The organism is Ruegeria sp. YTSC199 (genome assembly GCF_059609725.1).
In genome coordinates this window covers 1-13,284 of record NZ_JBXWMF010000049.1, presented here as the reverse complement: position 1 = coordinate 13,284, position 13,284 = coordinate 1, and the positions used below count along the sequence as shown (strand labels likewise).

The 13,284-nt window shown below is 52.7% G+C and carries 12 protein-coding genes; 6 read left to right on the top strand and 6 right to left on the bottom strand.

Annotation, left to right across the window (positions count from 1 at the left end; genetic code table 11):
• Nucleotides 1-249: 249 nt before the first annotated feature.
• Nucleotides 250-1,305 carry a tyrosine-type recombinase/integrase gene (locus AC2FEE_RS24940; protein WP_496868119.1) on the top strand — a complete coding sequence of 352 codons (1,056 nt, stop codon included), beginning with the start codon at nt 250-252 and terminating at the stop codon, nt 1,303-1,305.
• An 83-nt stretch (nt 1,306-1,388) separates the two neighbouring features.
• On the opposite strand, the gene AC2FEE_RS24935 is transcribed toward AC2FEE_RS24940, so the two are convergent.
• On the bottom strand, nt 1,389-2,441 hold the full coding sequence (locus AC2FEE_RS24935; protein WP_496868118.1) for a ParB/RepB/Spo0J family partition protein: 1,053 nt from the start codon (nt 2,439-2,441) through the stop codon (nt 1,389-1,391).
• Nucleotides 2,438-3,748 carry an AAA family ATPase gene (locus AC2FEE_RS24930; protein ID WP_496737221.1) on the bottom strand — a complete coding sequence of 437 codons (1,311 nt, stop codon included), beginning with the start codon at nt 3,746-3,748 and terminating at the stop codon, nt 2,438-2,440. Before AC2FEE_RS24930 ends, AC2FEE_RS24935 begins: the two co-directional genes overlap by 4 nt.
• 373 nt (nt 3,749-4,121) lie before the next feature.
• Between AC2FEE_RS24930 and AC2FEE_RS24925 the strand changes: the two genes are divergently transcribed.
• A complete protein-coding gene (locus AC2FEE_RS24925) occupies nt 4,122-4,820 on the top strand; it encodes a DnaA N-terminal domain-containing protein (RefSeq protein ID WP_496868117.1) in 699 nt (232 codons plus the stop codon).
• A gap of 56 nt (nt 4,821-4,876) precedes the next feature.
• Here AC2FEE_RS24925 and AC2FEE_RS24920 read toward each other — a convergent pair whose 3' ends face one another.
• Both AC2FEE_RS24920 and AC2FEE_RS24915 read right to left on the bottom strand, forming a co-directional pair.
• Nucleotides 4,877-5,884: a nucleotidyl transferase AbiEii/AbiGii toxin family protein gene (locus AC2FEE_RS24920; protein ID WP_496868116.1), complete on the bottom strand. Its 1,008-nt coding sequence runs from the start codon at nt 5,882-5,884 to the stop codon at nt 4,877-4,879.
• Nucleotides 5,885-5,886: 2 nt separating this feature from the next.
• Nucleotides 5,887-6,483 (bottom strand): DUF6088 family protein, encoded by a 597-nt coding sequence (locus AC2FEE_RS24915; protein WP_074739487.1) that lies wholly within the window; start codon nt 6,481-6,483, stop codon nt 5,887-5,889.
• 302 nt (nt 6,484-6,785) lie between these two features.
• Here AC2FEE_RS24915 and AC2FEE_RS24910 point away from each other — a divergent pair, with 302 nt between their 5' ends.
• Nucleotides 6,786-8,231: a phospholipase D-like domain-containing protein gene (locus AC2FEE_RS24910; RefSeq protein ID WP_496668117.1), complete on the top strand. Its 1,446-nt coding sequence runs from the start codon at nt 6,786-6,788 to the stop codon at nt 8,229-8,231.
• Nucleotides 8,232-8,699: 468 nt separating this feature from the next.
• Here AC2FEE_RS24910 and AC2FEE_RS24905 read toward each other — a convergent pair whose 3' ends face one another.
• Nucleotides 8,700-9,086, bottom strand: a complete 387-nt coding sequence (locus AC2FEE_RS24905) for a hypothetical protein (RefSeq protein WP_496868115.1) — start codon at nt 9,084-9,086, stop codon at nt 8,700-8,702.
• 1 nt (nt 9,087) lies between these two features.
• On the bottom strand, nt 9,088-9,555 hold the full coding sequence (locus AC2FEE_RS24900; protein ID WP_496868114.1) for a hypothetical protein: 468 nt from the start codon (nt 9,553-9,555) through the stop codon (nt 9,088-9,090).
• 234 nt (nt 9,556-9,789) lie between these two features.
• Between AC2FEE_RS24900 and AC2FEE_RS24895 the strand changes: the two genes are divergently transcribed.
• From AC2FEE_RS24895 to AC2FEE_RS24885, 3 genes are all read left to right on the top strand, one after another.
• The gene (locus AC2FEE_RS24895; protein WP_496868113.1) at nt 9,790-11,874 is read left to right on the top strand and encodes an alkyl/aryl-sulfatase; all 2,085 of its coding nucleotides are present in this window, start codon (nt 9,790-9,792) and stop codon (nt 11,872-11,874) included.
• Nucleotides 11,875-11,967: 93 nt separating this feature from the next.
• On the top strand, nt 11,968-12,486 hold the full coding sequence (locus AC2FEE_RS24890; protein ID WP_170421358.1) for a DUF1269 domain-containing protein: 519 nt from the start codon (nt 11,968-11,970) through the stop codon (nt 12,484-12,486).
• An 82-nt stretch (nt 12,487-12,568) separates the two neighbouring features.
• Nucleotides 12,569-13,147 (top strand): DUF3611 family protein, encoded by a 579-nt coding sequence (locus AC2FEE_RS24885; RefSeq protein ID WP_496868112.1) that lies wholly within the window; start codon nt 12,569-12,571, stop codon nt 13,145-13,147.
• The last annotated feature ends 137 nt before the right edge of the window (nt 13,148-13,284 follow it).

Below are 13,284 nucleotides of genomic sequence, written 5' to 3'. Positions count from 1 at the left end.
TTCAACTGGTGAATACGGTTGGCCAGCCACCGCCTAACCTGCCCAGCTCCAATGGTCAAAAGTTTGCAACAGAACCCCTTCAGAGCCCGCGATTTCTGTTGCCAAGCAGAGCTTCCATCTGTATTGCGCGCAAAATTTCACCCTTTTGCTCGTTACATTTGTTACTTTCTAAACCTATTATTATATCTGATAAGTATCGCTTATCAGGTGTGATTGATTTCACTGGGGAATACGCGCAGAATGGCTGCCATGAAGCCCCCTGCCCCATACCTTCCCGGCCCCTTCCCTGCCCTCTCCCAGGCGGATCAGGAGGCGCTGACCGATCTCTATGTGCGCGGCACGCCGGCCAATACGCTGCGGGCCTATGAGCGCGACCTGCTCTACATCACGGCGTGGGCCAATGTGGCCTTCAAGAAGCCGCTTGAGTGGCCGGAGCGTCAGGACATCGCGCTGGCCTTCATCCTCGATCACGCCCGCGATCTGAACGACGCGGCACCAGACGATCGCGCCCGCCGGACGGCGGAAGCATTGATAGATCAAGGGCTGCGCAGATCGCTGGCCTGCCCGGCGCCCTCAACCCTGGACCGGCGCATCGCCTCCTGGCTGGCGTTTCATCGGATGAAGAACCTGAACAGCCCCTTCGGCGCACCCCAGGTGAAACAGGCCCGCGCCAAGGCCCGCCGCGCCGCCGCCCGTCCTGCGGCCCCGAAGTCGCAGCACCCGATCACCCGCGATATTCTCGAGCAGTTGCTGGCCACCTGCCAAGGCTCCCGCCGGGATTGCCGCGACCGGGCGATCCTGATGCTGGGCTGGGCCAGCGGCGGGCGGCGCCGGTCCGAGATCACCGGGCTGATGCGCGAGGATGTGTCATGCAAGGAGTTCGACAAATCAGGCGTTGTCTGGCTGTCCCTGCTGGAGACCAAAACGACCCAAAAGGGCGAGACCCCGAGGCTGGTGCTGAAGACCCGCGCAGCCCAGGCGTTGGTGCATTGGATCGAAGTGGGTGAAATCGAAAGTGGACCCCTCTTCCGACCGATCTCGAAAGCGGATCGGGTTCTAAAACGTCGCCTGTCCCCGGATGCGATCTACCAGATCGTCAGACACCGATTGAAACTGGCGGGATTACCGGAGGGCTTCGCCTCGCCGCATGGGCTGCGGTCCGGGTTCCTGACACAAGCCGCACTAGATGGCGCCCCAATCCAGGCGGCCATGCGATTGTCCCTGCACCGCTCCATGGCCCAGGCGCAGAAGTACTACGATGACGTCGATATCGCAGAGAACCCGGCTACGGACCTGTTGGGATAGACAGTTCCCAAATGAAGAAGGCGGTAACCCGTGGGTTACCGCCTTCTAGATATCAAACCAGAGCAAGAGTAACCCGCGGGTTACTACTCGTTCAAAACAGCTTCGAATGCTTCAATCGCTCTCTGTAGTTTGGACCGATCAATCGAAGTAAAGTCTTGGCCAGACAAAATCCTACACTCTCCTTTTCGAGCAGTGACTTTGGAAGCCCCTACGTGGAACTCGTATTTTACGCTCTCGCGTTTTTCACGAGGCATGCCCCTAGTTGTCTCAGCTTCATGACCCGCCAAGAAAGCGTCAAGCATCTCGTTTTGCTGACTGGCTGTCGAAGCGCGCTCCAATTTGTCTCTTAATCCAGCAGCAGAATCTGAAGACGCTCTTAGTTTCCGCGCCACCTCAACGCCAAGGTTTCTGGAGACAGCCTTTGGAAACGGCAATGCGCCTTCAAGCTCATTGAGCAGATAGACAAAACTTCGAATATAAGAACGCTTCATCTTATGTAGGGCCGAATACAGTCTACCAACCAAAGCTTCTGCATCCCCTGCCCCCAAATCTGCGTCTTTGGAAGCAAGGATCGCCACTTGTGCCATCTCAGCGAAAGTCAGATCCTCCCGAACAACGTTCTCTTCAACCATGTCGATATAGAGATCAATTCGGTCACTCTGGGACCCGGCGACTCGGGCCGTAACGCTGGAGAAGCGCTCATCACCTGTCTCTTCAAAAAGTTGCTTAAGAGCAGTTAATCGTCTCCAACCCTTCTTGAGCTGGAAGCGACCATCTGAACCCTTATAGATCTCTATGGGCTCCTTCTGACCTCGTTCCTGAATTGACGCCTTGAGTTCATCCATCTCGTCAGAACTCGCAACGGCTGTTAATTCCAAACGATCTCGTGGCAGATCAGAAGTGTGAATTTCATCTATTCCAACAGCAACCAGCACTCGCCCTTCATCACGAGCTTTACGATATTCCTTGGCATCCGAGGCATTTTGCCGTCGCTGCTCCACGCGATTTTCAGTACTTTCATTCAAACTGTTTGCTGTCTCGCGTACCGCGGCTCCCATCGGGCCTACTTCGCGGCGGCGGGTTTTCTTGAGGTCTTTGTCATCAATCGGAGTGAAGCCGAATTTATTACCACTCATTCTACACGCTCCTCAACTTTAGTACGCGCTTCCCAGGCCCGCAGGACGACATCCTTAAACTCGCCATACGCGTTATCAAAAGACAGACGCGCCCTTTTCCAAGTATCCCGAGTCATCTGCCTGTAGTCCTGCTCGTAGACAGACATTTGGAACCTACCTGACTGCTCGACCGCACGCGTCATCTCGATCGGGTTTTGACAGACGTCTGCTCCGAAAACATTTTTGAAGGCATCCATCATCGCGACATGCAGAGAATTGCTGGCCTCAAAGCGGGTCATGAGAACTCTTATGTCATCGAACCTCTTTGGAAGTGTGATGCCGGCGTCCTGAGCAATACGATCGAACCCATTGGTTATATCCTCCAAGGCATCACCCAGCTGACCGAGATAACTCGTGGTGCTGTCATACTCCCAGTATCCTGGGCCAGAGGGAATATAGAGAATGTCAGCGGCAAAGGCCGCATTCAAAGACTGGTATCCAATTGCCGGCGGGCAATCGAAAATAATCAAATCGTACTGGTCGTCTGGTAACTCATCGAGGTATCTGGCGACGCACCCAAAAAAGCTCCATGCCTTATGAATGGATCTGTACTGAGCCGAAGCAAACTCAACGAAGGCTGCGTTTGCACAACTCGGTATGATATCGATTGTCGACCATGACGTCCTTTGAATGAAATCTTGCACACGCTGTGCGGCAATCGACTGGACGTCTTCTGGCAACTCGTCAGCGGTGGGGTAGGGGCAGTCCGCCGGATCATCATATTCGTCGGCGATCCGGTTTGCCTCACGGCAAAGATCGCGGCACATAATGCCCCAGACAGTATTCCACTCTCTAACTTCAGACAGACCCATTGAATGCGTGAGTGTTGCTTGGGGGTCGAAGTCCACCACCAGTACACGGTAACCATCAAGCGCAGCCGCATTCGCCAAGTGCTGAGCGACCACAGTTTTACCGACACCACCCTTAAAGTTCGAAACCGCAACTCTCATTGCCCGACCCACTGGCCTTTGGGGCAGAAGGCTTTTACCTCTAAATCTCAGGCGGCGCCTCAACTCGTTTATCTCGGCCAGAGAAAACCATCTTTGCCGCCCATCATCTTCTGTCGCGCCTTGCGGAAGAGACGGGTCGTCAGCCAACTTTTTTCTCAAAGTGTCCGCCGGGACATCAAACATGAACTGGCTAATTTCCCAGATCGAAAATGGTCGAAGCACTTTCTCGTCCGCGGGTGAGAAAGTAGCGCGGCGGACGGCAGCCTGTTGGGCCAGGCTTCGTTCGTTCATCGTTTGAAGGTCGGTGTGGTCTCGCATTGTGCTGCTCTTGTTATACTATGGATGTCTCTTAATAACGCGATTTTAAAAAACTACAAAACGTAAAGAATAGAATTTCCGCTTTTTGCCGCTGATTCGACTAAAAACGGGAGACCACCCTGCAGCCGCGCTATGTTTTGGTGACAGATTGAGTGGGGTTACCAGATATAGGGTGACACTTGACCCCCATTATGGTGACACCAGAATGTCACCTATAACCTATTAACCAAATTTTCTTTTGATTTTGATTAAGGGATTGGTCATCCTGCTTTTCGAAGTCCGTTGACAAACTACGGGATTTCATCACACTAAACCCAATTGATGGAATCGGTCAGCGAAGCCGATCCACTCGAGGCACAGTGGCAGTATCAAAATGGAAATAAAACGATTTACAGGAACTCAAGCCGGATCTCAGAAGTACGATCTGTTAACCGCAATCTCTGTTGCGGGGTTGAGCGGAACGACCGGATTTCAATGTTCGATGATGCGGCTCATTGCGTTGATAACCGCCCGATATAACTGGCGTGTCGATGAACTGACGGTCGGGCAAAAGGAAATGGCCCGTCTCTGGTCCGTAGATGCTCGAACCGTCAAGCGAGAAATCAAGCGGTTGACGGATTACAAAATACTTCTCCAGCTTAGGCCTGGGGTTAGAGGACGCGTTGCAGCGTACCGACTTAACTATGCGGAAATTTACCGTCTGAGCGAACCGGTTTGGAAAAATGTTGGTTCTGATTTTTCATCTCGTATGGAAACGCAAGCGCCAAAACCAACCGAAAAGATCGTACATGTTCAGTTTGGTCAAGAAAAACCCGTAGCGGTTGAACAAAGGGAGCATGACCACCAGGATCCGTGGGGCAGGGCGCTCCAACGCTTATCAGAGTCTGAAACGTTGTTGTTCAAAAGCTGGTATCGCGATCTCCAACTTGTTGAAACGCATGATCAGACGATCACATTGCGTGCGCCTAGCAAGTTCATTGCGCAGTACATTCAGTCACACCATTTGAAACCGTTGCTCGGAGCGATCCAGCTTGAGTTTGGGCGAATTCAAAAGATCCGCTTACTTGACTAGCCATCTAGATTCTAATGTTCGAACTCTGTGTCTTGAGACCACACAACGGGCTGATTTCAGCCGTTGAGGCCCGTCTCGAACACCCCAATGGTATTCAGAATGTCATCGAACAAGGGGGGTTCCCCGATTATCATCTCCTGCATCCCGGCATAGTCCCGGCGCAGCGCAGCTTTCAGCTCAGGATTTGGTAGCAATCTTAAAGATCCGGGCTTGGCATGCTCGTAGTTGGCCCAGGCCGCTTTGAAGAAGACAGACTTATGGTGTGCAACCTGATCTAGCAAGTCGATCTGTTCGATAGCGCGAGGATGGGTCTCGTGTGTGATCAACTGGGCCATATCATAATAATGGCGCGACATGCGGTCAGCCAGAGGTTTGGTAACGTCCTGATGATAGAGCATATGCAGAATTGTTGCTTTTTCCCAAAATGTGCGCTCAACGCCCAAGACCTTCACATCAACGTCGCCCGAGCTCAGCAGGTCTGGAAAGGCTTGATTCACATATGGTGAAATCCTGCGGGGCTCTGCTGGAAGGTGAACTCCACGGGCGCCAAATTCGAACCGCACCACAGGTTGGATGTAACCGCTGGTCGCATTTGTCTTGGATGGGTAGGCGAAGAGCAGGGTTTGTTGATCATCAGGATCGACCGACAGGGAAAAGTCCTGGTCCAGCGCGGCGCCAAACTTGATTTTGATTTCTTTCAGAAGCGGACCAGCGACTACTTTGGTGGCCGTATCCTGAAGCTCCTGCAACAGTTGCTTTTGTTTTTTGCCGGAAAGGGCAGGGTGCTCGGGGTCACGTTCGCCCTCGAACCCAAGTTGCGCCCGATCGAGGGACAGATCCACGTCTTCCGAGAACCGATGGATGATGTCGTAGGCCTTGGATAGCGATGTCCCACCTTTGAAGATCAAGTGAGCACCAAAAGAGGGCAGGGCGAATAGATGTTTTAGTGACCAGCAGACCCAGAAATCCTTCTCGACGATTGCTTTGGTCAGGCCAAGCTGGGCGGCCGTTTCCTGAAACGCTTCCTCACGGTTCTTTGGAGTATCGTTGGCAAACTTGTCCACGATCAGTTCCGCGCCACAATTTGCTGCACTACAGGATGCATCCAGGCCGGCACATACCTGCTTTGTTTTGCGAGCAATGCCCGGTCCTTGCTATCCAGATTGCGGGCCAGCGTGTCGACAACACGGCTATCCACCCGGTTTTTGCCGACATAACGCAACGCTTGAAATACGGTGCCGGTTTTCTGGCCCGCACCAACTAGCGTTTTGGATGATGCATTCCGGAACTGGATGACTTGTCGACCAACTGTCTTGGTGCGGGTCGGGCCGTCGGTCATATAAATAGGCTTGGATGGCACCTGGGTTGACAGCCCCAACTGGTTGGCTGCCATGGCAGGGGAGGGCTGTAGAACCTGATTATCCTTACGTGCAATCGCTTTGGCAATGTCATCGGCAGACGGAGACAACAGTCCTAAACGGGCGCTCTTTCTTGGATAGTCGTAAAGCCCACGCGTCAACCGCCGGATCACCCCTTGATCCGCCAAACGCGACAATGCCTGATCCACGCTTGCGCGGGAGCCGATATCCAGAAAGTCCAGCGGCGCAAAGATTGCGCCCCGGCCTTTTCCGATAATGCGTTGTCTAATCGATGAAGTAATCATGACTTTCTCCTTGTCAGAAAATATAGTACTTTTTTCTGACTTTCAAGTTATGGGAAAACCGAGGTGATTTTGTAAGTAGGGCGGGAAGCAGACCTTCGCTGCACCGTTCATCGAGGTCCGCAGAATGGAGCCAAGCAGACGTTGGTTAGACTCGGAGACGGCATATGAGGTGCGCCAAGCGTGATGTCAGTGGTAGAACGGCTGGATCCAAGCATTTCACAACCAAACTTTCTGCACCCTTGTTAGTCAAAAGAGATAGGGTGAGGCTTCAAGTGGTGTAGCTTCATTTGGGGGATCGTATTTTGAGCCTCGCCTACCTGTGGGCATTTCTCGTCACGCTTGCGCAGGTGTCTTTAGCCTTCGGAGTCACTGTGCATGCTGTTCTGAGAAAGCGCGATACGCGCGCGGCCATTGGCTGGTCAGCGCTTGCTTGGCTTGCGCCGTTTGTGGGCTCGTTGGCGTACATCATACTGGGCGTCAATCGGATCAACCGGGCTGGCACACGGATGGGCCTGTCAGACACCATGCGCAGAATTCCAAGTTTCTCTCTCTCGGAAAGCGAGAGAGTGTTGTTTGAAGAGGCTAATATTCAACTACCTCACTTGGCCGGATTAGCCCGTGCCGGGGAAGCTCTTAGCGCAAAGTCACTCTTGCCGGGAAACACGGTCGATTGCCTACGAGATGGTGACGAGGCCTTTCCGGAGATGATCGCGGCCATAGATAGTGCCAATTTATCGGTTGGATTGTTGAGCTATATTTTTGACAGCGACCGAGCAGGAGAAGAATTCTTGAATGCGCTCGTCCGCGCCAAGGATCGCGGCGTGGTAGTGCGCGTTCTTATCGACTGCGTTGGCGCGCGCTACAGCAAGGAAAACATGGTTGCTCGTTTGAAAGAGGTGGGCATTGAGGCCGCGAGTTTTCTTCCTACAAGCGGGTTCTCCTCACGCCGCTTTTCAAACCTGCGAAATCACAGAAAAATCCTTGTCGTAGATGGCTGTATAGGCTTCACAGGTGGAACAAATATTCGCGAAGCGCACTGCCTGAACCTCGATCCCGAGGCGCCGACACAATGCCTGCATTTCAAATTCGAGGGGCCGGTTGTAAGCCACTTCAAACAAGTGTTTGTCACGGACTGGGCCTTCACCACAGGTGAGCAGTTGAGCGGTCCGGCATGGTTTCCTGAGCTTACACGCCATGGCACAGTCTGGTCGCGGGGGATTTCGCACGGACCAGACGAGGATTTCGAGACGCTCAGCAAACTCATTTTCGCAGCGCTGTCGGCCGCGCGGGAACGGGTGCGTATTGTCAGCCCTTATTTCCTGCCAGATTCTCGGCTGATAGAAGCGCTTTCAGTGGCGGCGCTCCGTGGCATCAAGGTCGAAATCTACCTGCCATCCAACAACAACGTTAAGGTTGTCGAGTGGGCAGCTATGGGGCAGATCGGGCAAATTTTGGAACATGGTTGCCGGGTTTTCTTCACCAAGCCACCGTTCGATCACACGAAACTCATGCTCGTGGACGACGTTTGGGCTCTTGTTGGAAGTACAAACTGGGATCCCAGAAGCCTTCGATTGAACTTTGAGTTCAATGTTGAATGCTATCATCGAGAGCTGTCGGAAGAACTCCATGCCATCCTTGACTCAAAAGCACTTGGCGCTCGAGAAATTGGCCTTGAAGAGATCAATGATCTCCCGCTTTTGGCCAAATTGCGCAACGGTTTCGCCCGGCTACTTTCCCCTTACCTTTAGGAAGCACAACTTAAACTTACACCCGAACTTCCCGAACGTCCAAGCGAGCGGTCTGAGAAGCAGTTCTTTTTTGGTATTTGCAACGCCCTTAAAAACTTGACCCAAAATGAACAATGCAGAGGGTTTGTCCGAAATTGAAAGGGAAGGCTGAACGTCCCCTTGTCTATTTCGCGGTGTTGAAAAGTTGCGCCAACGAGCTCGCGTGGCTATCATCTGGATATGGAATTTATTGTGGGCGGCATAGTTACGGTTGTTCTGGTGATTTGGGGCGCGGCCTCATTTTGGCGAGCGCCCTCAAATAACCAAAAGAAGGAAAAAGACAAAAAGTAGCGGCATCGTCTGCAATTACTTTGAGCATGCCTCATGAGATGCATCATCATCCAATGCGCCAAATAAATGAATTCGCCGACTTTATGGATAGCGTTGCAGCGACGACAGGATGAACATTGCCCCCTTTCTCAATGAACATTACCCGTCGAATACTCGCGACCAGGTCTCCTGATCCAAAAGCGAAACGAGTTGATCACGTGAGTCGAGTACCGCACTTATCGCTCGATCTCTTTCCCGATCCAGTTCACTAAAAATGGCTCTTGTGGACGATGCCGATTCTGATTTGTCCGTGGAACCGAGAATGGCATTATCCGCAGCACCTTCGACCGCGGCACGGAACCGATCAACGGCAACTTCCAAGTCGCTCACAACTTTCAAAGCCGCGGTCCGGACGTCGCTGTCCGCGGGCGAAATAGCCTTATCCAAGGCGGGTTTCAGCGTATTGGGGTCCAGAAACGATGGTGTTAAATCAGACAATCCGTCCAACAAGAAAGTGACCGCCGTTATCGTCGCAATTACTGGCATATCATAACTCCAAACTGGTCCCCGAAGCGACTATGTCTGCCTTTTCGTACAGAATTTCAGCAACTTCCGGCCAGTAATCTTCCGGGATTGCCGCCTGCAATTGCCCCTGCAATACCAGCAGGTTATCGCGTTGCGAACGGCGTTCGGTGTCATATCTGTCTGAAACAGCTATCAACTTGGAACGTTTTACAGAACGGTTGGCGGACAACCGGTTGAATTCTTCAATAAAAGCCGCGTGCGCCTGGATCATCTGTGTCGAATTCGCCTCAATCTCCCGGGCAATCTGAACCAGATCTGAGCCATCATCAGAAGGTATCCGTTCCAATGCAGCTGCAAGCTCAGAATTTATGTCGCCGATCGAACTACTGCGGTCGAACGGGGCGCAACTTGAGATGCAACAAAGAGAAGCAGCAGCGGCCAGGTTGATAAAATCTCGCCTCGACAGAGTGGCATTACAGGTTGCTGCCATCACGTTTCCCCCGACTTGTGATCCACCTTTTTTAGGCCGCGTCTTCTTCGCTGTGCTCACATAAGACGGCTCTATTGTTGACGATACTCAGGAACTCAAAAATTTAGCGAGCAGAGCCGGGCGCAAAAAACTTAATCTTAGCACAATTACATATAAATGTTAGGATGTGAGTTGTTGCTTTTCAGAGAGCTAAATAAACGGGGGAATACGATGGCACCTAATCGGCGCGACTTCATGAAAACTGTTCCTGCAATTGGGGCTGCTTTTGCGGTAAGTCCTACTTTTTTGTCGGAAGAAGCAGCAGCACAAACCACATCGACAGCCGCGCCATTAGAGGGCCATTTTCACCCTAAAGGAAAAGCACCATCTGAGCACACGCTCAAAATCCTGGCCGAAGCGAAAGAAACACTGCCCTTCTCTGACACTCAGGACTTTGACGAAGTGGCCAAAGGTTTCATTGCCGAGATGCCGGAACCTCAGATCATGGCGGATGCGGGGAACGTTGCGTGGGATCGAGGTGCATTTGATTTTATCGACGAACAGGACGAATACGACAGTATCCACCCGTCATTGATGCGCATCAGTAAGTTAAACCAGAACTATGGTCTGTACGAGGTAATACCCGGCATCTATCAGGTGCGCGGGTTTGATTTGTCCGACATCTCATTCGTGCGGGGCAAGACGGGTTGGATCGCCATTGACCCGTTGGTTTCGGCTGAAACGGCGCGAGCCGCGTGGGAATTGTTCTCGGAACACAAAGGTGAAGGGTTGCCGATTACGGCGGTGATCTATTCACATTCCCACGGCGATCACTGGGCAGGCGTTCGCGGCATCGTTTCGCAGGAGGACGTCGATTCCGGCAATGTCGAAATCATTGCTCCGCGCGATTTCATGGAACATACAATTTCCGAAAACGTGTTCGCGGGCAACGCAATGAACCGACGGCTATTTTACCAATATGGTCTGTTGTTGCCCGTGGCCCCGCATGGGTTCGTCAATCAGGGTCTCGGCAAGCGCGTTTCAGCAGGTGCCACTGGCCTGATCGCGCCAACCCGGATTGTCGAGGACGACATCGAAGAATTCGAGGTCGATGGCGTGCGGATGATCTTCCAGAACACACCCAACACTGAAGCGCCGTCTGAGATGAATACTTACATCCCAGACATGAAGGCCCTGTGGATGGCGGAAAACGTCACGGCCACGTTGCACAACATCTATACATTGCGTGGCGCGCCGGTGCGCGATGCCCTTCGATGGTCAAAATACATCTCTCGAGCCCTGTTCCTGTTCGGGCAAGAGGCAGACGTCATGTTCGCTTCGCACCATTGGCCGCGCTGGGGCAATGACCGCGTGCAGCAGGTTCTGAGAGATCAGCGCGACCTTTATGCCCATATGAACAACCAGACCCTGCATCTGGCCAATCAGGGCGTGACGATTAACCAGATACATCACCACTATGAGCCGTCACAGGGTTTGCAGCAGACGTGGCATACACGTGGCTATCACGGCTCACCTCAGCACAATTCGCGCGGCGTTGTTCAGCGGTTCCTTGGTTTCTGGGATTGCAACCCAGCGACCCTGATACCGTTAGAACCAGAAGCTTCAGCTCCGCTCTACGTCGAGATGATGGGCGGCAAAGATCCAATTATGGCCAAGGGTTTGGAACTGCACAATGCAGGGCAATATTTCGAAGCGTCCGAAATTCTGAACAAACTGTTCCTGTCGGATCCATCAGATCAGGAAGTAAAAGATTTATTAGCCGACGTTTACGAACAGCTTGGCTACCAGCAAGAGAACCCGGGCCTGCGGAACAGCTTCCTGTCGGGTGCCTATGAGCTTCGTTCTGGCATACCTACCGGTGAAACGGCCGACACGTCCAGCCCAGAGGTGATACGCGCGATGTCGACTGAGCTGTTCCTCGATTTCCTTGCGATCAAAATGGATAGCCGCAAGGCCGAAGGCATCGAGTTCACGATGAACCTAAGCACCCCCGACAATGGAGAGATGTTTGCGATCGAGTTGGCCAAGGCAACACTCACAAATGTCGAAGGTTTCGCCTTCGATGAGCCAGATCTGACTCTGACTTTAAACCGATCCGATCTGGAACTTGTGATGACCGGAGCGGCTGATTTTGAGGACTTGCTGGCCGACGGTCGCGCAACGGCTGATGGTGACGTCAGCGTTCTGATCAAACTCGCTGGAGCCATGGTTGAGTTCGATCCTCTGTTCGAAGTTCTGCCTGGGACAAGTGCCGGTCCAACAGAGGTAGCAGAGGCTGAGCCGTTGCAGGCAGTGACCGGTCAGGTCGTTATCGAATGATGTTATACGCGGGTCCCATCGGACCCGCGTTACCCACTTTTACACTCCAATACGATTTTTACGATGTAATCCAAATCATCCGAGGAGACTTCAATGGCTGATCTTGTTGTTCTTTCATTTGATGGTGTCGACAGCGCAGATGCCGTTTTGACAAAACTACGACAGCTCAAAAAACAGGAATTGATCGACCTGCTGGACGCCTGTGTCGTTGTGCGGCCCGAAGAGGGAGACATACACATTAAGCAGTCAGTGAACATGACCCGAATTGGCGCCAGTACCGGCCTGAGCACCGGTGCAATAGTGGGTATGTTGGCTGGTATTCTTGTTCTCAACCCACTCGCGGGCATGGCCGTGGGCGGTTTGGCTGGGGCGGCAATGGGCGCGCTTGGAGGATCCCTTTCCGATTACGGCATCAATGATGATTTCATCAAAGAACTGGGCGAGACCATCCAACCAAATTCGTCGGCTCTGTTTCTGCTTGTCGCCAAGGCCACACCGGACAAAGTGATCGCCGAGATCGAACAATACGACCCGAAGATACTTCAGACGTCCCTATCGCAGGAACAAGAAGACAAACTTCGCGAAGCGCTCGCCGCTGCGCATGGCCAGTGATTTTTAGATAGAGATCGGCGGCCAAGCTAAAGCGTAGACGGCCTTCTTCAAATCATAGGGCTTTGGTTGGGAGCACTGCAATATGGCAGAGGAATCAGCTAATTGGCATGAGGAAAATTCCGGGCGCGTCGCACATGCGCTCGTAAAGCTTGGCCAGATCGGTTTCTGGGTTCAACTGGTTTTTTTGATCATTGTCGTTGTACTGGGCGGCGTTGTCCTTGGCGTTGTCGGAGGTGGTGCACGCGTGGGCAACGTGCTGTCCTTCTTAGGTTTGATCCTGCCCGCTTTCACCACATTTTGGTGTTGGCATTATTTGTCTTTAGGGCGAAAGCTGAAAGAGACTGGAGATGACCCCTCAGCTGCCCGGCTTCAAAGTCGCGTGTGGATCGGCGTTTGGGTCGGAACGATCGGCGCTGCTCTGACAATTGTTTCATTGTTTGGAGCAGCTTTTGCGCTTCTGGTCACAATGCTGGCCAACCCTCAAGTTGGCTTGCAGATATCCGCAGCTGAAACTGGTGCCAGCCCCTACACGATTTCGGCGGTTGATGCAGTCAGCATCATGACCCTACTCTTGACGCTGACCGCTGAGTTACTTGTTGTAGCGATTTCTTTGCGTATCGTTTTCCTGATCTCTCGCTCTCTGGGAGGAAAGGATGCCTGAAACCTTTAGTAAGGGAACAGCATTGGAGCGATGATCACCGCGACAGAGCCGGTCAGTATTGTGAGCGGCACACCGAGCTTGAGGAAGTCAGCAAAACTATACCCCCCGGGTGCAACGACCAATGTGACCACAGGTGT